General features: G+C 72.0%; 18 protein-coding genes. 10 read left to right on the forward strand and 8 right to left on the reverse strand.

What is annotated here, in order from left to right:
- Window positions 1-68 precede the first annotated feature (68 nt).
- The 3 genes from BGO45_RS06610 (at window position 69) to BGO45_RS06620 (ending at window position 6148) form a co-directional block, all read left to right on the forward strand.
- Window positions 69-2966, forward strand: a complete 2898-nt coding sequence (locus tag BGO45_RS06610) for an MMPL family transporter (RefSeq protein WP_292691979.1) — start codon at window positions 69-71, stop codon at window positions 2964-2966.
- Window positions 2963-5047, forward strand: a complete 2085-nt coding sequence (locus BGO45_RS06615) for a YhgE/Pip domain-containing protein (protein ID WP_292691981.1) — start codon at window positions 2963-2965, stop codon at window positions 5045-5047. The genes BGO45_RS06610 and BGO45_RS06615 overlap by 4 nt, the downstream gene beginning before the upstream one ends.
- Before the next feature lie 204 nt (window positions 5048-5251).
- Window positions 5252-6148 carry an endonuclease domain-containing protein gene (locus tag BGO45_RS06620; protein ID WP_292691983.1) on the forward strand — a complete coding sequence of 299 codons (897 nt, stop codon included), beginning with the start codon at window positions 5252-5254 and terminating at the stop codon, window positions 6146-6148.
- A gap of 210 nt (window positions 6149-6358) precedes the next feature.
- Here the strand turns inward: BGO45_RS06620 and ccsB are convergent, their stop codons facing one another.
- The 7 genes from ccsB to BGO45_RS06655 all read right to left on the reverse strand — a co-directional run bounded on the left by ccsB (window position 6359) and on the right by BGO45_RS06655 (window position 12378).
- Window positions 6359-7375 carry a c-type cytochrome biogenesis protein CcsB gene (ccsB, locus tag BGO45_RS06625; protein ID WP_292691985.1) on the reverse strand — a complete coding sequence of 339 codons (1017 nt, stop codon included), beginning with the start codon at window positions 7373-7375 and terminating at the stop codon, window positions 6359-6361.
- Between the two features lie 4 nt (window positions 7376-7379).
- Window positions 7380-9119: a cytochrome c biogenesis protein ResB gene (locus tag BGO45_RS06630; RefSeq protein ID WP_292691987.1), complete on the reverse strand. Its 1740-nt coding sequence runs from the start codon at window positions 9117-9119 to the stop codon at window positions 7380-7382.
- A gap of 25 nt (window positions 9120-9144) precedes the next feature.
- Window positions 9145-9894, reverse strand: coding sequence for a cytochrome c biogenesis CcdA family protein (locus BGO45_RS06635; RefSeq protein ID WP_292691989.1), 750 nt, complete (start codon window positions 9892-9894; stop codon window positions 9145-9147).
- A complete protein-coding gene (locus tag BGO45_RS06640) occupies window positions 9891-10484 on the reverse strand; it encodes a TlpA disulfide reductase family protein (protein WP_292691992.1) in 594 nt (197 codons plus the stop codon). The genes BGO45_RS06635 and BGO45_RS06640 overlap by 4 nt, the downstream gene beginning before the upstream one ends.
- Window positions 10484-11128: a histidine phosphatase family protein gene (locus BGO45_RS06645; RefSeq protein WP_292691994.1), complete on the reverse strand. Its 645-nt coding sequence runs from the start codon at window positions 11126-11128 to the stop codon at window positions 10484-10486. Before BGO45_RS06645 ends, BGO45_RS06640 begins: the two co-directional genes overlap by 1 nt.
- 67 nt (window positions 11129-11195) lie before the next feature.
- Window positions 11196-11894: a DedA family protein gene (locus tag BGO45_RS06650; RefSeq protein ID WP_292691996.1), complete on the reverse strand. Its 699-nt coding sequence runs from the start codon at window positions 11892-11894 to the stop codon at window positions 11196-11198.
- A gap of 91 nt (window positions 11895-11985) precedes the next feature.
- On the reverse strand, window positions 11986-12378 hold the full coding sequence (locus tag BGO45_RS06655; protein ID WP_292691998.1) for a DUF6264 family protein: 393 nt from the start codon (window positions 12376-12378) through the stop codon (window positions 11986-11988).
- A 68-nt stretch (window positions 12379-12446) separates the two neighbouring features.
- Here BGO45_RS06655 and BGO45_RS06660 point away from each other — a divergent pair, with 68 nt between their 5' ends.
- From BGO45_RS06660 to BGO45_RS06675, 4 genes are read left to right on the forward strand one after another with little or no spacing between them, the layout of a single operon-like run.
- Window positions 12447-13190: a hypothetical protein gene (locus tag BGO45_RS06660; RefSeq protein ID WP_292692000.1), complete on the forward strand. Its 744-nt coding sequence runs from the start codon at window positions 12447-12449 to the stop codon at window positions 13188-13190.
- Window positions 13187-14443: an adenosylhomocysteinase gene (locus BGO45_RS06665; RefSeq protein WP_292692002.1), complete on the forward strand. Its 1257-nt coding sequence runs from the start codon at window positions 13187-13189 to the stop codon at window positions 14441-14443. Before BGO45_RS06660 ends, BGO45_RS06665 begins: the two co-directional genes overlap by 4 nt.
- The gene (locus BGO45_RS06670; RefSeq protein ID WP_292692004.1) at window positions 14440-15735 is read left to right on the forward strand and encodes an amidohydrolase family protein; all 1296 of its coding nucleotides are present in this window, start codon (window positions 14440-14442) and stop codon (window positions 15733-15735) included. The genes BGO45_RS06665 and BGO45_RS06670 overlap by 4 nt, the downstream gene beginning before the upstream one ends.
- Complete coding sequence (locus BGO45_RS06675) at window positions 15728-17095, forward strand: NtaA/DmoA family FMN-dependent monooxygenase (protein ID WP_292692007.1); 1368 nt, start codon at window positions 15728-15730, stop codon at window positions 17093-17095. The genes BGO45_RS06670 and BGO45_RS06675 overlap by 8 nt, the downstream gene beginning before the upstream one ends.
- A gap of 16 nt (window positions 17096-17111) precedes the next feature.
- On the opposite strand, the gene BGO45_RS06680 is transcribed toward BGO45_RS06675, so the two are convergent.
- Complete coding sequence (locus BGO45_RS06680) at window positions 17112-18104, reverse strand: nucleoside hydrolase (protein WP_292692009.1); 993 nt, start codon at window positions 18102-18104, stop codon at window positions 17112-17114.
- A 180-nt stretch (window positions 18105-18284) separates the two neighbouring features.
- On the opposite strand from BGO45_RS06680, the gene BGO45_RS06685 reads away from it, so the two are divergent.
- The 3 genes from BGO45_RS06685 to BGO45_RS06695 are packed head-to-tail and all read left to right on the forward strand — an operon-like array spanning window position 18285 to window position 21345.
- Window positions 18285-19523 (forward strand): extracellular solute-binding protein, encoded by a 1239-nt coding sequence (locus tag BGO45_RS06685; RefSeq protein WP_292692011.1) that lies wholly within the window; start codon window positions 18285-18287, stop codon window positions 19521-19523.
- Entirely contained in the window at window positions 19520-20467 is a 948-nt protein-coding gene (locus BGO45_RS06690; RefSeq protein WP_083696779.1) for a carbohydrate ABC transporter permease, read from the forward strand. Before BGO45_RS06685 ends, BGO45_RS06690 begins: the two co-directional genes overlap by 4 nt.
- The gene (locus BGO45_RS06695) at window positions 20464-21345 is read left to right on the forward strand and encodes a carbohydrate ABC transporter permease (RefSeq protein ID WP_292692015.1); all 882 of its coding nucleotides are present in this window, start codon (window positions 20464-20466) and stop codon (window positions 21343-21345) included. Before BGO45_RS06690 ends, BGO45_RS06695 begins: the two co-directional genes overlap by 4 nt.
- Window positions 21346-21385 lie beyond the last annotated feature (40 nt).

Here is a 21385-nt window from a genome sequence, read left to right on the forward strand (position 1 = left end):
ACTACGATACATTGTTGTATCCGATACGGTGCTGTATCGACCCACCGCCGACCTCGGGAGCAGCCACCGTGTCCACTTTCCTGTACACCCTGGGCCGTTGGTCGTTCCGCCACCCGTGGCGCGTCCTCTCGGCGTGGATCCTCATCCTCGTGCTCGCCGGAGGCGGGGTCGCGCTCTTCGCGAAGGGCACCGACAACACCTTCGCGATCCCCGGCACCGAGTCCCAGGCCGGGCTCGAGATGCTCGGGCGCACCTTCCCGCAGGTCAGCGGGGCCAGCGCCGACATCGTCGTGGTCGCCGCCGACGGCGCGACCGTGCGCGACCAGGACTACCAGGACACCATCCAGACCACCGTCACCGACATCGGCAAGCTCGACTTCGTCGAGGCGGTGACCGACCCCTTCGACGAACGCATCTCGGGCGGCGTCTCCGACGACGACAGGGCGGCCATCATCCGCATCCAGTTCTCGGGCGAGGCCACCGAAGTGCCCACCGCCACCGAGGACGCACTCCGGGAGGACACCACCGCGCTCGGCGCCGCCCTCCCCGCCGGGTCGCAGGCGGTGCTCGGCGGTCAGCTCTTCGCCACCGAGATCCCCGGGGCGAGCATCACCGAAGCGCTCGGCGTGGTGATCGCGGCGATCGTCCTCATGCTGACGTTCCGCTCGTTCCTCGTGGCCGGGATGCCGCTGGCCACCGCGCTCCTCGGGGTGGCGCTCTCGGTCGCCCTCATCTTCATCGCCACCGGTTTCGCGACGGTGTCGACGACGACCCCGCTGCTGGCGGTCATGCTGGGACTCGCCGTGGGCATCGACTACGCCCTGTTCATCGTGTCCCGACATCAAGATCAGGTGCGCGGCGGCATGGACCCCGAGGAGTCCGCCGCCCGCGCCACCGGCACGGCCGGCTCCGCGGTCGTGTTCGCCGGCATCACGGTTCTCATCGCCCTGATCGGCCTCGGCTTCGCCGGCATCCCGTTCCTGACCACCATGGGGGTCGCCGCGTCCGTCGCCGTCGCCATCGCGGTGTGCATCGGGCTGACCCTCACCCCCGCTCTCCTCGGATTCGCGAAGGGCCGCGTGGTGGGCTGGGGCTTCGGCCGCAAGCGGACGTCCGCACGTCGACGCCGCGCGATGGCGACGCCGGAGGGCGCCGACGCCGCCGCTGCGGCGGAGGCCGCACGCACCGAGAAGGTGGCCGCCCGCAAAGCCCGCACCGAACGCAGCGGCCCCGCCAAGCGGTGGGTGGGCCTGGTCACCCGGCATCCCGTGATCACCTCCGTCGCCGTGATCGGCCTGCTCGGCGTCACCGCCATCCCCGCCGGGAGCCTCGCCCTCACCCTCCCCACCGCGGGCCAGCTGCCCCCCGGCAACGAGGCGCGCACCGCCTACGAGCTGACCGACGAGTACTTCGGCCCCGGAGCCAACGGCCCGCTCATCATGACCGGCACGATCGTCACCTCCAACGATCCGCTGACCCTCATGACCGACATCGGTGACGAGGTCGCCAAGATCCCCGGCGTCGCGGAGGTCGCGCTCGCGACCCCGAACGAGACCGCCGACACCGGGATCGTGCAGATCGTGCCGGAGACGGGTCCCGAAGACCCCCGCACCGCCGACCTCGTGCGCGAGCTCCGTGCCGCCGAAGACCGCCTGTACGACCAGTTCGGCGTCCGTCTGCTCGTCACCGGGTACACCGCCGTCACCATCGACATCTCCGACCAGCTCGGCGCCGCCCTGCTGCCGTTCGGTCTGTTCGTCGTCGGGCTGTCGCTGATCCTCCTGATGATCGTGTTCCGCTCGATCTGGGTGCCGCTCACCGCCGCGGGCGGGTATCTGCTGTCGGTGGCCGCCTCCTTCGGCGTCGTCGCCGCCGTGTTCGAGTGGGGGTGGTTCGCCGACGCGCTCCACGTGGCGAAGGTCGGACCGATCATCAGCTTCATGCCGATCGTGCTCATGGGCGTGCTGTTCGGCCTCGCGATGGACTATCAGGTGTTCCTCGTGTCGCGCATGCGCGAGGACTACGTGCACGCCGACCGCCAGGGGCGCACGCCCCGCGAGGTCGCGCTCGGGGCCGTGCGCAGCGGCTTCATGGGCTCGGCCCGTGTGGTCGTGGCCGCCGCGGTCATCATGTTCTCGGTCTTCGTCGCCTTCGTGCCGGAAGGCGACTCGAGCCTCAAGCCCATCGCCCTGGGTCTCGCCGTCGGTGTCGCCGTCGACGCGTTCCTCGTGCGCATGACCCTGGTCCCCGCGATCCTGGCGCTCCTCGGAGACAAGGCGTGGTGGATGCCACGATGGCTCGACCGTCTGCTGCCCAAGCTCGACGTCGAGGGGGAAGCCGTCGAACGCGAGATCGGCCTGCGCGACTGGCCGACGGAGCCCGCCATCGCCGTGGCCGCCGACGACCTGCGTGCCGCCACGCCCTCGGACGACGAGGATCCGGCGTTCGCCGATGTGCGGCTGCGGGTCGGCTACGGCGGAACGCTGCTCGTGACCGGTGAGACGCGGGTCACCCGCCCCCTGCTGCTGGCCCTGGCCGGTCGACTCTCCGCGGTCGAGGGGCGCCTCCGCGTCGACGGCCTCCTGCTCCCCGAGCGGGCCGGTGCCGTCCGATCCCGCGTGGGACTGGCGCTCCTGGACGATCCCGACACCGCGGCCGACGAGGTCGCCCGGGCTCTCGCAGGCCCCACGCGTCTCGCCGTGCTCTGCGACGTCGACCGGCTCGACGCCGACGCGCGCGCCGACGTCGCCGAAGAGCTGCGGCGCGCCGCCGTCGCGGCGCGCGAGCGCGACGGCGACGCCGGATCGGCGTTCACCCTCGTGGTGTCGGCCCGGGACGAACGCCGCGCGCTCGCCCTCCTCGCCGACGCCCACCGCCCCGACGTGACCTCGCTGGCGCTGCCCGCCCCCCACCGGCACCGCCCGGCCCCCGAGTCCTCCACCGATCTCTCCGAGGTGTTCGCATGACCGTCCCCGTCGAGCGCTCCCGCTCGCGCCGCCCCGTGACCTGGCTGACCCTCATCGGCGTGCTCCTCCTGCCGGCCGTCATCGGCGGCATCCTGGTCGGAGCGCTCTACAACCCGACCGACCGTCTCGACAACATCACCGCCGCGATCGTCAACGACGACAAGGCCGTCGAACTGAACGGTCAGCTCGTCCCCCTCGGCCGCCAGCTCACCGGCGGCCTCGTCAAGGGCGCGGACGATCAGCCGAGCAACATCGACTGGGTCATCTCCAACGACGAGGATGCCGCGGCGGGCCTCAAGGACGGCACCTACACCGCCGTCGTCACGATCCCCGAGAACTTCACGTCGGCGGCGTTGTCCACCCGTCCCGGCGAAACCCCCGAACGCGCGACGATCGGCGTGCAGACGGCACCCGACGCGCGCGTGGTCGACGGCGCGATCACCGCGCAGCTGGCATCCACCGCGTCGTCCGTGTTCGGCACCGAACTGTCGTCGCAGTACCTGACCAACGTGTTCCTCGGCTTCACGACGCTCAGCAAGAACCTCGGCGACGCGGCCAGCGGCGCACACCAGCTCGCCGACGGCGCGGGGCAGGCGGCGACCGGCGCGACCACGCTCACCGACGGCCTGGGGCAGCTCTCGGACGGCGCCGATCAGGTCGCGTCCGGTGCGCAGCAGCTGGCCGCGGGCACGACTCCGCTCGCCGAAGGCGCGTCGCAGGTCGCGGGCGGCGCCACCGCGCTGGCCGGAGGCACGCGGGAGGCCGCCGCCGGCGTCGGCGACCTCGCACAGGGCGCGAACGGCATCGCCGACGGCAACCAGGCCCTCGCCGACAACGTCAACAAGATCGCCGATCAGATCCCGCCGGAGTTCGCGCAGGTGGCCACCGACCTCTCGAAGGCCGCTCCGCAGGTGAACGACGCTCTCACCCGAGCTGCCGCGGCCCTGCAGACGGCCGCCGACGACTGCACCGGGACACCCGCGCAGTGCGACGCCCTGCGCCAGGCGGCGGCCGACGCCAATGCCGCACTCCCGCAGGCGACGGCCACCGTCACGCAGATCGGCGACCTCGCCGGGGAAGCCGCGAAGCTGCCCGACGGCATCCGGTCCATCGCCGACGCGAACCAGCAGCTCGCGGACGGCGCCCGAGGCCTCGCCGGGGGCGCGACGAAGGCCGCGACCGGCCTCTACACGATCGCGGGCGGCATCGACGGCCTCGGCAGCGGCGCGAGCCAGGTCGCCGACGGCACGCGCCAGCTGGGGGCGGGCGCCGCGACGCTCAGCTCGGGCGCCGCTCAGGTGGCATCCGGGGTGTCCCAGTCCGAGGACGGCGCCGGACAACTCGCCGACGGCGTACAGCAGGTGGCATCCGGAACCTCGTCGCTCGCGGACGGACTCGACACCGCGGTCGCCCAGCTGCCCACCTACACCGACGCCGAGGCCACGAGTCTCGCGAACGTCGTCGCCGACCCGGTGTCGGCCACCGGGGTGAGCGACTCGCTGTTCGGCATCGCGGCGGTCCCGCTGCTGGCCATGGCGGTGCTGTGGTTCGGCGGTCTCGCCTCGTTCGTGGTGTTCCAGGCCGTGTCGGCGCGGGCGCTGACCAGTCGGCGCGCGTCGGGGCTCGTCGCCCTCCGCGGCTTCGCTCCGGCGGCGATCATCGGCGCCGTGCAGGGTCTGCTCGTCGCCGGCGTCGTGCAGGTGGCATCCCAGTACGACTGGAGCGACTGGGCGCTGTTCGCGCTGGTGTGCATCGCCGCCGGGATCGCGTTCGCCGCCGTGAACCAGGCGCTCGTCGCGGTGTTCGGCGGGGCCGGCCGCTGGATCGCCGCGATCGTGGGGGCGCTGGCGGTCGCGGCCAACATCGTCTCGACGGTGCCGCCCGTGCTCGCCGGCTTCGCCACGCTGCTGCCGACGTCTCCGGCATACTCCGCCATGCTGGGCGCCCTCGCCTCGTCGGGCGGCGTCGGGGCCGGGGTCGTGGCGCTGGCGGTGTGGGCCGTGCTCGCGCTCGTGGTCACGACGCTCATCGTGGTTCGTCGCCGCACGGCGTCGGTCCGCGCCGCCGCCCTCCCCGCGTAGCGGGCGGGCCGCTGCCCCGGTCGAGTGTCCAAGACACGCGGAGGAGCGGCGACTCCATCCGCGTGTCGTGGACAGTGAACTTGGGGAGGCGGAGCCGGTGGGCGCCGGAAGACATGTCCTCCCCAAGGGCCAGATCGGCGCAGTTCTCCTCTGAACGGTCACCGATACCCCCGCGGCGCCGCGTGAATGGGGTTCCCTGAGGCGGTGCGCCGCTCACCGCTTCCCTCCGACCTCGGGGTCGCCTTCGACGTCGCGAGCGCCCGGCGAGCGGGGGTGACCTCGGGCCGGCTGTTCGCGAGAGACCTCGCGGCACCCTTCCACGGCATCCGGGTGCGTGCCGATGAGGAGTGCACGACCCTTCTCCAGAGATGCCGCGCGTACGCGCCTCGGTTGCGAGGTCCGCAGTTCTTCAGTCACACCACGGCGGCCGCCGTGTGGGAGCTGCCGCTGCCGCTCCACGCGACGCGCGATCTCCACGTCTCGGCCAGCCCGCCCGCGAGGGAGCCGCGCACGTCCGGAGTCATCGGTCACCGGATACGGATGGATGCCGCGGGACTCACGCTCCGCTCGGGGCTCCCGGTTCCCACTGCCGCCGAGACCTGGGCGCAGCTCGGCGGGATGGTTCCGGTCGGCGCGCTCGTGACCGCAGCCGACGCGATCCTGACACGCGGCGACGCGGACGCGGAAGACCTTCGAACGGCCATCGAGCGGCTGCGTCGACGAGGCGCCGCCGACCTCGACGCGGCCCTCGGGCTCGCTCGTCCCGGGTCGGAGTCTCCGCGCGAGACCGACCTGCGTCTTGTCCTGCAGCGGGCGGGGTTTCCCGAACCAGAACTCAACGGCGACCTCATCCACGGCGGCCGCTTCATCGCGCGCCTCGACCTCGCCTACCGCCGGTACCGGGTCGCGGTCGAGTACGACGGGCGTCAGCACGCCTCGATGGAGCAGTTCCGGCGGGACGCCGACCGGTGGCCGGCCATCGCGAGCGCGGGGTGGATCCTGGTCCGAGTGCTGGACCACCACATGCGGAACCCCGAACGAGACGTCGTCGCACCCGTTCGCGTCGCGCTGCTCTCTCGGGGTTGGCGCCCCGACGCGTGAGTTCCCGCGCGCTTCCTCGGCGTTCGCCGACGATCCGGTGTCCAGAACACGCGGACGCGCAGACGGCACATCCGCGTGTCGTAGACACTCACCCCATGGGCTGCGATCCAGAACGAGGGCTTGTGGCTCAGTGTCCAGAACACGCGGATGCCGCAGGAAAGCATCCGCGTGTCTTGGACACTCAACCCCCTGCCGAGTCCGCGCGCGGCGTCAGGTCGTCAGGCCGGAGTAGGCGTGCAGGCCCTTGAAGAAGACGTTGACGATCGTGAAGTTGAACAGCACGGCGGCGAAGCCGATGATCGACAGCCAGGCCGAGCGGGTGCCGCGCCAGCCGCGGGTGGCGCGGGCGTGGATGTACCCGGCGTAGAGCACCCAGATGACGAAGGTCCAGACTTCCTTGGTGTCGAAGCCCCAGAACCGGCCCCACGCGTCGTTGGCCCAGATGGACCCCGCGATGAGGGTGAAGGTCCAGAAGATGAAGCCGACGATCGCGAAGCGGTAGGCGAGCGACTCCAGCGCGTCGGCGTTCGGCAGGGTCTGCAGGAAGTTGCGGCGCGGAGCGGGGGCGTCCGAGGATGCCGCGAGGACGAGCTTGCGCTCCCGACGGGTCTGCAGCAGCTGCATCACCGACAGTCCGAAGGCGAGGGCGAAAAGCGCCGTGGCCAGCGATGCGACGAAGACGTGGATGACGAGCCACACGGACTTGAGCGGATCCGCCAGGGGCACGACCTCGACGTGGAACGCGAGCGTGGCACCCCCGAGCAGCACGACGGCGAGGCCGGTGATCAGCGCGCCGAGGAAGCGCAGGTCGAAGCGCGTCAACACGACGAGGTACACCGCGACGACCAGCAGCGTGCCGGTCAGCGCGAACTCGTACATGTTCGACCACGGCACGCGTCCCGCGGCGACGCCGCGCAGCACGTCGCCGGCGAGGTGGAAGAGGAAGCCCAGCGCGACGAGGGCCGTCCCCATGCGCGCCCACAGGTAGCGGGGTGTCGCGGAGGAGGTTCCGGATGCCGCGGGCCGCGGCGATGCGTCGATGACGCCGCCCCCACCGGCCGTGACGAGTTCGCGTGCGACGACCTCGTCTTTGGCCTTGATCGCGAGGTCCGAACGTCGGGCCAGGTCGATCGCGTACGCGATGAAGGCCAGGACGTAGATCGCGACGGCCGTCCACACGAGGAGGAGGGAGATCTCGTCGAGGAGGAGCGGATCGGTTCCGGGCATGGTGTCAGTCTACTTTTCCGGTGTCGGGGCGGCTCTGGTCGTCGGAAGCCGGGCGGGAGGGAGGGCTCTGGTCGGTCGGGGCCGGCAGCGTGGGGCGGTGGCGTTCGACGACCTGGTCGAGCGCGGCGGCGAGTGTGGGGTCCTCACCTCGCGCGAGTCCGGCGTACTCGACGCGGACGGTGTCGCCGTGCGGCGTCGCCTTCACCCACATGCGCCGACGGGGCACGAACAGCGCGGCGAGCAGACCGAGGGTCGCGAGCGTGGCGAAGCCGAGCACCCACGGGCCGGCGAGGTCGCGGTGGATCGACAGGGAGGCGAACCGCTTGACCGACCCCGCGTATCCGGTCGTCCCGGCGGGTGCTTCGTTCTCGAACGTGATCGTGCCGAGACCGTTCGGCAGCTCCTGCGTCTCGCCGGGCATCAGGCGGAGGGCCGGGGTGCCGCTGTCGCCGCCGGCGATCTGGGTCATACCCGTGGGGTCGAGGGTGTAGACCGAGCGCGGGGTGCCGTCGTCGATCCCCAGGTCGCCCGCGTAGACGCGCAGGGTCAGCACGGGGTATTCGAGGTCACCGTAGGTGGACGTGAGCGCCCCCGAGGTGAGCGTGTCCATCGTCGGGTAGAAGAACCCGATGAGGCCCAGCTGCTCGGGCATGCCGTCGGCGACCTTGATGACGCCGAGCGAGGTCATGTTGGCATCCTGCGGGAGGAAGGCGACGGAGTCGTGGAACACCTCCACGCCTTCGGCATTGCGGATGGTGACCGTGGGCGCATAGCCGTTGCCGAGCAGGTAGACGCGATCGCCCTGCACGTCGAGGGGATGGTTGACGCGCACCTGCCCGTCCTGGCGCTGCCCGTCGGGGGTGAGGGTGGTGACGTTCGCGGCGAAGTCGCCCGCCTGCCCCGAGCCGGGCTGACCGGGCGGGACGTAGCTGACGTCGAAGCGGTCGAGCGTCATCGAGTACGGCGCGAGCGTGTCGGTGTTCACGAAACGCCCGGGGTTGAACGAGGAGTAGTCGAGCAGGCTGTTGGTGAACGCCTGCCCCTCCACGAGGACGCGCTGTCCGGTGTAGGTGAAGCCGCCGCCCACGCCGACGGCGATGAGCACGCCGACGAGTGCGATGTGGAAGACGAGGTTGCCGGTCTCGCGCAGGTATCCGCGCTCGGCCGAGACCGAGAACGCGCCGCGTCCGTCGTACCGGGCGACGCGGTAGCCGCTCTTGCGCAGCTGCGCGGCGGCGGTCTCGACGGCGGATGCCGCGACCGCGGAGGCATCCTGTCCCCCGGGGACCGACACCGTCACGTCGCGGTGGTCGTCCAAGCGCGTGAGGCGCGCGGGCGTCCGCGGCGGCTGCGCCCGCAGGGCTTTCCAGTGGTGCTTGGTGCGCGGCAGGACGCAGCCGATCAGCGAGACGAACAGCAGGATGTAGATCGCCGAGAACCAGGGCGAGGAGTACACGTCGAACAGGCTCAGCTTGTCGAGCACGGGAGCCAGGTCGGGGTTGTCGGTGAAGTACTGCGTGACGCCGTTGGGGTCGGCTCCGCGCTGCGGGACGAGCGATCCCGGGACGGCGGCGATCGCGAGGAGGAGCAGCAGCACGAGCGCGGTGCGCATGCTCGTGAGCTGACGCCATCCCCATCGCAGCCACTCGACGGGTCCGAGACGGGGCGAGGTGATGTCGTCTCGGCCTTCGTCCGCGGCGGGTGCCGAGTCGGCGTGGTCGGACGGGCGCAGCGGGTCGGTCACGATCTTCTTCCGGTCGGGCGAGAGGTCAGAGCGGGAGTTGGACACCCTGCATCACCCCCTGCAGGGTGGACATCCACGATCCCCAGAGCCCGGTCACCATCAGCAGGCCCAGCACGATCAGCAGGGCGCCGCCGAGGAGGTTGACGACGCGGATGTGTCGCCGCACGAACGCCACGGAACGCGTCGCCCACCCGAAGCCGAGGGCGAGGAGCAGGAAGGGGATGCCGAGGCCCAGCGAGTACGCCAGGCCCAGGAGGGCCGCTCGACCGGGGTCTCCCAGGTTGTAGGACACCGAGAGGATCGCGGCGAGGGTCGGGCCGATGCACGGGGTCCATCCGACGCCCAGCGCGATGCCCAGCAGCGGGGCGCCGATCAGGCCCAGGTTGCCCCGGGCCTGCAGGCGCACCGAGCGCTGGGCGAGGCCGAACAGCCCGATGAAGACCAGACCCAGCAGGATGATGACCACGCCCATGACGCGCGTGATCACGTCGGCGTAGCGCAGGAAGAACATCCCCACGGTGCCGCTGAAGACGTTGACCGCCATGAACACGAGCGTGAATCCGGCGATGAACAGCAGCGTGCCGAACACCAGCCGCGAACGCCCGGGAGCGGATGCCGATCCCCCGCGCGGCGATACGGCGCCCCCGATGTAGCCGAGATAGCCCGGGACCAGCGGCAGCACGCACGGGGAGAGGAACGAGATCAGCCCCGCGGCCAGGGCGATGGGGATCGCGAGCCAGAGCGCGCCGTCGAAGACGAGGGCGCCCGGGTTCACGCGCTCTCCGCGACCACGGTGCGCACCATGGCCTCGAGGATGGATGCCTCGGGCAGCTCGCCGATGACGCGCGCGGCGACGCGGCCCTGCCGGTCGAGCACGAGCGTGGTGGGGGTGGCGTTGATGGGCGTCTTGTCGGCGAACGCGAGCTTGAGCTCGGCATCGTCGACCGCCATGACCGACGAGTAGGAGACGCCGTTGTCGCGCGCGAACGACAGCGCGGTGGCCGGCTGGTCGTAGGTGTTGACGCCGAGGAACGACACGTCCTGGCCTTCGAACGCCTGGTAGGCCTGCTCCAGGCGCGGCGCCTCGATGATGCAGGGGCCGCAGGTGGCGTACCAGAAGTTCACCACGAGCACCTTGCCGGCGTAGTCGGCGCTGGAGACGGCGGAGCCGTTGTCGAGCGTCCCCGCGAAGTCGACGGGTTCGCCGCGGTTCTCCGGAGCGATCTCCTGCGTCTGGAACCCGTTGGCGGCGATGTACCCCTTGTTGTCTCCCGCCCGGTACTGCTCGGCGAGCGGGTCGGCACTGCACGAGGCCAGGCCCGCGACCAGCATGAGGGCGGCGGCGGCGGAGAGGATTCGGCGCATCACACGGCTCCTACGTCGACGGCTCCGGCGGTCGCGGCCGGCTCGGCGTACGCCACCTCGATCCAGCGCGACGACCCGGCGGCGCCGTCTCGCCGCTCGAAGCTCGTCACGCTCGACAACGCGCACCGGCGCTTGCGGGGGTCGTGGCGGGTGGGCTGCTGGGAGAGCGCGAGGTGCGTCACCCAGATGGGAAGCTGGTGGGAGACGACGACGACATCGCCCGAGGGCACGCGGTCCCAGGCGTCGGTCATCGCCTCGGTCATGCGCGCGACGATGCGTTCGTACGGTTCGCCCCAACTCGGCACCGCGGGGCGCGAGAGATGCCGCCAGTTCAGCGGGTTGGCGAGGGCCTTCTTCATGCGTCGGCCCTCGAACACGTTGGTCGGCTCGATGACCCGATCGTCGATGAACGGCTCGATGCCGAAGAGCCCCACGAACGGTTCGGCGGACTCGCGCGTGCGCTGCAGCGGCGAGACGACGAGCGCTCCGACCGGACGGTCGAGCCCGTGCACGTACTCCGCGGCCTGCCGCGCCATGCGGCGACCGTCGACGCTCAGACCGAATCCGGGGAGCCGACCGTAGAGCACGCGGCGCGGGTTGTGGACTTCCCCGTGGCGCACGAGATGGAGGCGGTCGGCGGGCACGGTCTCCAGTCTACGGTCGGGTCTTGTGGGCGCGCTGAGCGAAGGACCCCGTTGGTTCGACGGCGACCTATTCGCCGGCCTCGCTCAGGCGGCGCGACGCCAGCAGCGCCCGCACGCGGGCGTACAGGAACCACGCGATCCCCGCGGCGACGCCGGCGATCACGACGTACTGCAGGATGTCGGCGTACTGCTCGATCACGTGCCAGTTCTCACCGAGCAGATACCCGGCCAGCACGAAGATCGTGTTCCAGATGAGACTGCCGGCGGCGGTCAGCAGACCGAAGCGCCACAGCGGCATCTTCGCGACGCCGGCGGGGATGGAGATGAGACTCCGGAAGATCGGCACCATGCGGCCGAAGAACACGGCTTTGCCGCCGTGCCGCTCGAACCACGCGACCGTGCGGTCCACGTCCTCGGGGTGCAGGAGCGGCACCTTCGCCGCGATCGCACGCAGCCGGGCGGCGCCGAGCCAGCGGCCGAGCCCGTACAGCGCGAACGCGCCCACGACGGATCCGAGGGTGGTCCACAGCAGCGCTTCGAAGAGCGTGAACGAGCCGCGGCTGGCGGTGAGGCCCGCCATCGGCAGCACGACCTCGCTCGGGAGCGGCGGGAAGAGGTTCTCCAGGGCGATGGCGATGCCCGCGCCGACCGGTCCGATGATCTCCATCAGGGAGACCGTCCAGTCGGCCAGCGACGTGAGCCAGGACTCGTCGCCGGAGGAGGAGTCCGCGGACGCGCCGCGGAGGGTCAGGGTGCTGTCGGTCATCGGGTGCCTTCGCGCTCGGTGATCGGCCGCCCGTCCGGACGCCCGCCCGAAGCCTAGGGCCGCCGCCTCGGTGACACCTGGGAGGAGGGGGTCAGGATGCCGAGACCCCGGCGCTGACGATCGCCGCGGCGACGAACCACATCGCACCCATGAGCACGATGCCCGCCAGCGGCACCCAGAAGGCGACGCGGTGCCGCACCAACCGGATGATGGCGACCACGACGGTCAGCAACAGGACGACCCAGGGGGCGACGACGGCGAACCAGAGGCCGACGTTCATCACGCCGTAGTCGCAGGTCACCGATCCGCACGCGTCCGACGCGAACGCGAGGAAGAAACCGGCGTACGAGCCGGCGAGCGCGGCGAGGGGCAGCAGCACGAGCAGCACGACCGTGATCACGAGGTCCCAGCCCCGGCGCGCGGGACGCGGCGGCTGTTCGGGCCGCAGCGTCCGGTACGAGTCCGGGGAGAGGGAATAGGTCACGCGCGCCATCCTAGAGATGCGGCGTCATCGATTCGCGTCGAACGGCCGTCGCGCCCTACGTTCGAGCCGTGTCGTCCTCCTCGTCCGCCGCCCCCGTCGGGCTCGACGCCGTGTTCCCGATCGCGCGGGGGTTCCTCGACGCGCGCCCGGCCGACCCCGTCGCGCTCCCCTACGGCGGCGCTCTTCCCCCCGTGTCCGCCGCCCTCCGCGCCGATCTCCGTTCGGCCTGGAACCTCGACGTCGTCCACGAGCCCGCAGCGCCGGACCCGCTCGCGTCGCGGGCGTTCGGCATCCTCTACGGCCACCTGCGCGCCGAGCAGGTCGTCCTGGCGCTGTCCGCCCGCACGAACCTGACGCTCGCCGGCGGAACCGTGCGGATCGTCGGCGACGGCCCCCTCGCCGCCGCGCTGACGACGGTCCTGCGCCGATTGGGAGCCGCCGTCGTGCGCGCGACCGACGATCCGACCGAACGGCTCGCCGCCCGTCTCGACGGCGTCCGCGTCGAGGCCGTCGCAGCCGTCGGCGCGGCGCCCCTCACGGTCCTCACGGGAGTGGGCCACGACGGCGTCACGGCGTTCGACGTGCAGGGCCTCGTCGCCGACGCCTCCCCCCGGCCGGTGGATGCCACCGATCTCCCCTCCTCGCGCCCGCACGTGCGCACGACCCTGAACGGATCGCTCGTGGAGATCCCCCCGTCCCTCCCGGTGGAGGGGGAACCGCCCACCGCGGCACAGCTGCGGCTCGCCGACGCCCTGATCGCGGCCCTGATCAGCGGCGCCGACGCCCCGTTCGCCTCGGCGGTGACCCCGTGACCGGCCGGATCGCCGACCCCGGGCTGTGGCGTGCGGGGCACGACCGGATCGAGTGGGCACGGACCCACATGCCGGTGACGACGGCACTGGCCGCGCGGCTGTCCCGCGACGGCACCGTCGCCGGCGTCCGCATCGGCGTCTCCGACGTGCTCGAGCCCAAGACCGCGACGGTCGCGCTGGCCCTCGCCGAGGCCGGGGCCGAGGTGACGGTCACCTCCGCCGGGCGCAACACCGACGACGCCGTGGCCGCGGCGCTGGCCCATGCCGGCATCCCGACCTACGCCCGCGCGGCCGCCGACCGCGCCGAGGACCGCGCGAACGCCCTCGCCCTCCTCGACCACCGCCCGCACGTGATCGTCGACGACGGGGCCTCCACGATCCGCCTGGCCCACCTCGAGCGCCCCGACGTGGTCGCCGGGATGCTCGGGGCCACCGAGCAGACGACCTCGGGAGTGCGGCCGCTGCGCCGCATGGAGGCCGAGGGGGCGCTGCGGATCCCGGTCGTCGCGGCCAACGACGCGCGGTCGAAGTCGCTGTTCGACAACATGCACGGCACCGGGCAGTCGGTCGTGTTCGCCGTCGCCGACGTCGCGGACCGCTCCTTCCGCGGCGCGACCGTCGCCGTCGTCGGGTTCGGCCGGGTCGGCACCGGCATCGCGCAGCACGCCGCCGCCCTCGGCGCGCGCGTCGTCGTGACCGAGACCGATCCGGTCGCCGCGCTCCAGGCGGCCTTCGCGGGGTTCGAGGTGCGCACCCTCGCCGAGGCCGTGCGGTTCGCCGACATCGTCATCTCGGCCACCGGCATCCGCCACACGATCGACGTCGGGCACCTCGACGCGCTCCGCAGCGGGGCGGTCGTCGCGGTCGGCGGCGGCGTGGGGCAGGAGATCGCCCTCGACGCCGCCCGCGCGGCCGGGGCCGTCGAGATCGCCCGCACCGGACCCGTGTCGGTGCTCCGGATGCCGAGCGGTGCGGAGGTCCGCGTGCTCGACGACGGCAACTGCCTCAACGTCAGCGCCGCCGAGGGGAACCCGGTGGAGATCATGGACCTCTCCTTCGGTGTGCAGCTCGCCTCCGTCGCCCACGTCCTGTCGACGCCCGATCTCGCGCCCGGGGTGCACGAGCTGCCCCGCGCCGCCGACGACGAGGTCGCCGCCATCGCCCTGTCGTCGTTCGGCGGGTCGTTGGACGCCCCGTCGGCGGCGCAGCAGGCGTTCCTCGCGGCGTGGAATCCCGAGGAGGGCGAGGAGTGACCGTCGTCGTCCACCGCGCCCCGATCCTCCTCTCGCCCGGTTCCGCGCCCCTGACCGACGGAGCCGTGGCGATCGCGGAGGGTCGCATCCGCGCGGTGGGTCCCGCCGACGAGGTCCTGGCCACCGCCGGCGTCGGCGCCGAGCTGCACGAGTGGGACGGTGCGCTGACCCCCGGCCTCGTCAACGCGCACACCCACCTGCAGTACAGCGACATGGCCGCCGTCGGGCTCGCCGAGCACACCGGCTTCGAGGCGTGGATGAGCGCCTTCATGGAGCTCTACCCCCTGCCCCGCGACTGGGGCGCGTCGGCCGCGGCGGGCGCCGCGCTGGCGCTGCGCTCGGGCACGACGGCCGTCGCCGAGATCGTCACGGACGCCGCCGCAGGGTCCGCCGTCCACGACGCGGGCCTGCACGGCATCACGTTCTGGGAGGTGCTCGGGTGGACCGAGCGCGCGTGGGCCGAAGACGGCGAGCGTACCGTGCGCGCCGAGCTCGCCGCGCTCCCCGGACCGCCCGCGACCGGCCTGTCGCCCCACGCGGTCTACTCGCTCGACACGGCCGTGCTCCGCGCGCTCTCGAGCCTCGCGCGGACCCTGGGCGTCCGCCAGCACATCCACGCGGCCGAATCGGCGTGGGAGGACGCGTACGTGCGCTCCGGCACGGGCGATCTCGCCGAGCGGTGGCGGGCGAACGGCCGCGGCGAGTTCGCGCTGCTGCGCGACGGCGGAGCGGGCACGGGTGTCATCCGGTACCTCGACGACCTCGGCGCCCTCACCCCGACGACGCATCTCGCGCACGGGATCTACGTGGATGCCGACGACCGGGCGCTCCTGCGCACCCGGGGTGTGAGCGTGGCGCTGTGCCCGCGCTCCAACGCCGTGATCGGCCTGGACCCGCCCCCCGTGGCGGCATACCTGCGCGAAGGCAACGCGATCGCCGTCGGCACGGACTCGCTCTCGTCGTCGCCGAGCCTCTCCCCCTGGCAGGACGTCGCCGCGCTCTTCGGCATCGCCCGCGCGCAGGGATACGCCGACGAGGATCTGCACGCCCGCCTGTTCGCGGCCGCCGCGGTCGGGGGCGCTCGCGCGCTGGGCCTGGAGGCCGACACCGGTGCGCTCCGCGCGGGCAGCCGCGCCGACCTCGCCGTCTTCCCCGTCGCCTCGGCCACGCCCCGCGACGCGCTCGCCGAGCTCGTCGAGAACGGCCCCGCCGAGGCATCCCTCACCGTCGTCGGCGGACGCGTCCGCTGGACGACCGCTCCCGACCACGAACGGATCACCGCCCATGTCTGACCCCCGCCCGCTGCTCTTCGGCCTCTACGAGCAGGCCTGCGTCGGCAACGGCTCCTCGGCCGCGAGCCTGTGGACCCACCCCGCGGACGACCGGTTGTCGGCGACGTCGCTGCGCTACTGGACCGACCAGGCACGCCGCGTCGAGGACGCCGGGATGGACCTGTTCTTCTTCGGCGACGTCCTCGGCCTCTACGACACGTACCGGGGTGGAGCCGAGACGGCGATCCGGCACGGCGTGGAGATCCCGGCGCTCGACCCGATGCTGCACATCCCGGCGCTCGCCGCCGTCACCGACCGGATCGCGTTCGGCACGACCGTGTCGACCACCTACGAGCACCCGTTCGCCCACGCGCGCCGCTTCTCCACGCTCGACCACCTCACCGCGGGTCGCATCGGCTGGAACGTGGTGACGTCGTACCTGCCGGGCGCGGCGGCCAACTTCGGCCTCGACGTGATGGCGCACGACAGCCGCTACGACCGCGCCGACGAGTTCCTCGAGGTCGCCTACGCCCTGTGGGAGCGCAGCTGGGAGGACGACGCGTTCCTCGGCGACAAGGCATCCGGGGTCTTCGCCGACCCCGCGAAGGTGCATCGCATCGATCACGTCGGCGAGCACTTCCGCGTGGCGGGGCCCCACCTGGTGACGCCGTCGCCGCAGCGCACCCCGGTCATCATCCAGGCCGGATGGTCGCCGCGCGGCCGGGAGTTCGCCGCCCGGCACGCCGAGCTGATCTTCGTGGGCGACTCCGACCCGGTCGCCGTGCGGGAGGGGCTGGCCGGCATCCGTCGCCGCGCCGAGGAGCTCGGACGGGATGCCTCGCAGATCCGCGCCGTCGTCGGGATGAACCTCGTCGTGGCCCCGACCGACATCGCCGTGCAGGAGAAGATCGACTCGCTCCAGGCGCATTACGCCGCGGAGGCCCAGCTGGCCGCCTACGCCGGGTGGGGCGGGATCGACTTCTCGCAGTACGCCGACGACGAGCCGCTCGTCAAGCGCGCGACGAACGCCACCCAGACGAAGGAGACCCGGAGCGACGCGCCCGTGCTGACCGCCGGGGACGTGCGCCGCCAGTTCTCGAAAGTGACCGCGTTCGCGGACGACCGTTTCCTCGGCACCCCCGACACCGTGGCCGATGCCATCGGCGCCTTCGTCGAGGAATCGGGGGTGGATGGCTTCCTGCTGCACCCGTTCCTGTCGCCCGGCTCCGTCGACGACTTCGCCGAGCTCCTCGTCCCGGCGCTGCGCGAGCGCGGGCTGTACGGCGGTTTCCCGCAGGACGGCACGTTCCGCTCGCGCCTGCGCAGCGACCGCCGCGACCGTCTCGGCGACGACCACCCGGCCCGCTCCGGCGCCCGGTGAGGATGCGGCGCCGCGGTCAGCCCTGAGCTGCGGGTCCCGTCGAGAGCGCCTGGACGAACCGTCGCAGGAACTCGGTGCCGTCGAACGACGTGACCGCGCGGATCGTCGGGCCCTCGGGCGTCCCCCACACCAGCGGCAGACCGTCGTGCGTGAGCGCGATGCGGGTCGCGAGGGAGTCCGCGTACGGCGTGTAGTCCACGGGACCCTCGATCCAGCCGGTGACGATCTCGGGCCGGTGGAGGATGACGGTCGCCAGGCCGTCGTGGGCGGAAGAGATCCGGCGGCCCCACTTGTACTGGTAGAAGTCGTTGTACGCGTCGAGCACCTCGCCCGCGAACGTCGCCCACGGGGTCCCGGCTCCGCGCAGCACGGCGAGCACGTGCTCGTCGAGGATCGCGGTGGCGGTGACGTTCACGCCGACCATGACGACGTTGCCGCTGTTGCGCGCGCCGAAGACGATCTCCGCGGCGCGGCGGTCGTTGGCGGTGTTGGCATCCGTCAGCGTCGCGCCGCCCGGCGCCGGGTACGGCCCCGCCCCGCCCATGATGACCACCGACCGGAACTTCAGGAACAGGTCGGGGTCGCGCTCGAGCGCACGGGCGATGTTGGTGAGCGGTCCGAGCGGGTGCAGGTCCACCTCGCCGGGGTGCTGCGCGGCGATGCGCAGGATGGCATCCACTGCTCCCTCGTCCTCCACGCGCAGCTCCGCGCGGTCGAACCGGTCACCGAGACCGTCGGTGCCGTGCACGAAGTCCGCGATGGAGGCCTCGCCCTCGATCGGCGCCGCCTCGCCCAGGTGCACCGGGATGTCCTCGCGGCCGGCGAGCCGCAGGACGGTCCGGACGTTGCGGGCCGAGTCCTCCACGGGGGTGTTCCCGTAGATCGTCGTGATGGCCTCGATCTCGACGTCGGGCTGGGCCAGCAGGTACATCAGGGAGTGCGCGTCGTCCAGTCCGGTGTCGGTGTCCACGAGGACACGGCGGACGGCGGAAGAAGAAGGGGATGCCATGCACTCACCCTGCCCGGTGGGACGCCGCGACACGGCGCGGTGTTACACCGCGTGACGCGTTCGTTCCCTGTTCGTCACGAGGAGACCCCAGAGTGAGGGATGACACGGGCGGCCCCGACCCGTGTCCTCACAGCACATGTCGATCGGCGCCGTCGGCGCCGTCGGGAACGGACACACCCCATGGCATCCACAGCTCAGCGGCTCCGGCGCGTCGCACTCCCCGCGGTCGGCCTCACCGCCGCCCTCGCCCTCACCGCCTGCGCCGGCGGCCAGGCGGCCCCCGCCCAGACCGACGGGTTCGACGGCGTCAGCCTGACCGTGTGGAACAACATCGACTTCGAGCCCTACCAGGGTCTGCAGAAGCAGTACTTCGAGTCCTGCGCCGCCGACCTCGGCATCACCGTCGACGTCCAGACCCAGTCGGGCGACTACACCACCAAGCTCCTGCAGGCCGCGGGCGCCAAGGCCCTTCCCGACGTGGCGCTGCTGTCCACCGACACCCAGCTGCCGCAGCTCGCCTCGCAGGGCGTGCTCGCCGACCTCAGCCAGTACGACGTCACCACGGACGGTCTCGCCGACAGCGCCGCCGACCTCGGCCGCTACGACGGCACGCTCTACGGTCTGCCCGTGCAGGTCGAGGACTACGCGATCTTCTACAACAAGGCCGCGTTCGCCGCCGCCGGGGTGTCCGAGACCGCACCGAAGACCTTCGACGACCTCGTGAAGCTCGCCGCGTCCCTCACGACCGCCGACCAGAAGGGCATCGTGCTCCCCGGTATCGGCGGCGACGGATCGACGCCCGTGTACTTCCTGCCGTTCCTCCTCTCGGCCGGGGGCGACCCCGCCGACCCGACCGGCACCGGCGCCGTCGAGGCGGTCGACCTCTACAAGAAGCTCGTCGACAACGGTTCGCTCTCGCCCGAGTTCGTCAACTGGGGCTGGGAGTCGATCGACCAGTGGACCTCGCAGAAGGCCGCGCTGACGGTGTCGGGCCCGTGGAACCTCGTCGACACCTCGATCCCGTTCGAATGGGGCACGTTCCCCTTCCCGACCGCGACGTCGGGCGAGTCGCCCAAGGTGAACCTGCTCGGGTACGCCTACGGCGCCGCCGCGAACGCGGATGCCAAGAAGGAAGCGGCCGCCGCCGCCCTCATCAAGTGCCGCGCCTCGGAGGAGAACCAGATCGACACCGCGGTCCAGGGCGGGTACATCCCCGCGCTGAAGAGCGCGCAGGCGGCCTTCGTCGAGAAGGTGCCCGCCGCGGCCCCGTTCGTCGACGCCGTCGACGGTGCGTACAACTCCGCGCAGCTGGGCACCGAGTGGAACACGCTGCAGCAGCAGTACGTCGACGCCATCCAGGGTGCGACGGTCGGCGGGCAGACGGCACAGGCCGCGCTGGAGCAGGCCGGCGGCAAGTGACGGCGGACACGCTGACGACGACCGGCCGGCCGGGGGCACGCACCCCCGGCCGGTTCCGGCGTTCTCTGGCGGCGCGCCAGCGCGGCGAGCTGTGGGGCTTCCTGACCCCGGCCATCGTGTTCTTCGTCGTCTTCTTCCTCTTCCCCCTCGGGTACGGCGTGTACATGAGCACGACGAACTTCACCACGGGGACCTTCATCACCGGCCGGGCACCCTTCGTCGGGACCGCGAACTTCGAGGCGATCCTCTCCGAGCCGATCACCTTCCGCGCCCTCGCGAACACGGTCACGATCACCGTCGTCTCGGTCGTCGTCGAGCTGGTGCTCGGGCTCCTCCTCGCGCTCCTCTTCGCCAAGCGATTCCCCGGCAGCCGGTGGCTCCCGACCCTGATCCTCCTGCCGTGGCTGCTCCCCGCGGTCGTCGTGGCCACCGTCTGGAAGTCGCTCCTCGCCGGCGACGGCCCCATCAACGACGTCCTCGGGGCGATCGGCCTCCCCGTCGAGGCGTGGCTCGCCAATCCCGCGACCGCCCTTCCCGCCGTCATCGTCGTCGCGGTCTGGGCGAGCCTGCCGTACTGGGCCACGATCCTCGGCGCGGCCCTCAAGCAGGTTCCCGCGGAACAGCTCGAAGCCGCACAGCTCGACGGCGCCGGGGCGTGGCGCCGCCTCGTCTCGATCGTGATCCCCACGATCTGGCCGGTGATCTCGGTGCTCGTCGTGATGAGCGTCGTCTACACGCTCCTCATCGTCGACCTCGTGCTGGTGCTCACCGCCGGCGGCCCCGCCAACAGCACCGTGACCCTGGGCCTGCTGTCGTACCGCCAGGCCTTCCAACAGTTCCAGTTCGGACTCGGCGGCGCCTACGGGATGCTGCTGCTGGGAATCAGCATCCTGTTCGCGATCGTGTACACCGTGATGTCGATGCGTCAGGAGCGTGACGAATGACCGCGACCCTGCCCGCCGCCTCGGCGACGGTGACCGCCGAACCGGCGGTCGCGCCGATCGCCGAACGCCGCCGCCGCCGCGGCTGGACCTGGACGATCGTGACGGTCGTCGTGCTCGCGGTGTACCTCTTCCCCGTCTACTGGATGATCTCGGCCTCGCTGCAGCCGTCCGCCAACTCCGCGGACACCGCCTGGTTCCCCGTCTCCCCCGGGCTCGGGGGCTTCGAGCAAGCGCTCGACGACGCCGGCATCGGCGGCTTGCGCGTCTCGATCCTGGTGTCGCTCGGATCGGTGCTCGTGACGCTCCTCGTGGCCGTCCCCGCCGCGTACGCCCTCAGCCGGCTCCGCTCGCGCGCGGTGAGCATCGCGCTCATCCTCCTGCTGCTGGCCCAGATGATCCCCAGCGTCGTCCTCGCCACCTCGTTCTACGCGATGTTCAACTCGTGGGGGCTGCTGAACACGTTCATCGGACTGATCCTGGCGAACGCGACCGCGGGAGTCCCCTTCGCGGTGATCGTGATGCGGGCGTTCATGCTGCGGCTGGACCCCGAGGTCATCGAGGCGGCGACGGTCGACGGACTCGGGCCGATCGGCACGCTGTGGCGCATCGTCGTCCCGCTCTCGCGCAACGCGATCGTCACGGCCGGGGTCTTCGCGTTCCTGTTCAGCTGGGGCGATCTGCTGTTCGGGCTGACGCTCGTCAACCGCAACGAGATGTACCCCATGTCGGTGCTGATCCTGGCCCTGGCGAACTCGAACCTGAACACGTGGGCCGCGACCATGGCGGCATCCCTCATCGCCAGCGTTCCGGCACTCGCGGTGATCCTCGCCGCGCAGCGGCACGTCAAGGCGGGGCTCAGCGCCGGCGCCGGACGCTGACGCGCGGGCGGCGCCCGCCCCGCACGTAGACTGGTTCCTC

Source organism: Microbacterium sp. 71-36 (assembly GCF_001898305.1).
GTDB lineage: Bacteria > Actinomycetota > Actinomycetes > Actinomycetales > Microbacteriaceae > Microbacterium.

Bases quoted from the DNA above. Each gene is read 5' to 3' on its own strand.
- BGO45_RS06675 (WP_292692007.1), top strand. From the start codon at position 15,728: ATGTCTGACCCCCGCCCGCTGCTCTTCGGCCTCTACGAGCAGGCCTGC.
- BGO45_RS06650 (WP_292691996.1), bottom strand. From the start codon at position 11,894: ATGACCGACAGCACCCTGACCCTCCGCGGCGCGTCCGCGGACTCCTCC.
- BGO45_RS06695 (WP_292692015.1), top strand. From the start codon at position 20,464: ATGACCGCGACCCTGCCCGCCGCCTCGGCGACGGTGACCGCCGAACCG.
- ccsB (WP_292691985.1), bottom strand. From the start codon at position 7,375: ATGCCCGGAACCGATCCGCTCCTCCTCGACGAGATCTCCCTCCTCCTC.
- BGO45_RS06680 (WP_292692009.1), bottom strand. From the start codon at position 18,104: ATGGCATCCCCTTCTTCTTCCGCCGTCCGCCGTGTCCTCGTGGACACC.
- BGO45_RS06685 (WP_292692011.1), top strand. From the start codon at position 18,285: ATGGCATCCACAGCTCAGCGGCTCCGGCGCGTCGCACTCCCCGCGGTC.
- BGO45_RS06640 (WP_292691992.1), bottom strand. From the start codon at position 10,484: ATGCGCCGAATCCTCTCCGCCGCCGCCGCCCTCATGCTGGTCGCGGGC.
- BGO45_RS06615 (WP_292691981.1), top strand. From the start codon at position 2,963: ATGACCGTCCCCGTCGAGCGCTCCCGCTCGCGCCGCCCCGTGACCTGG.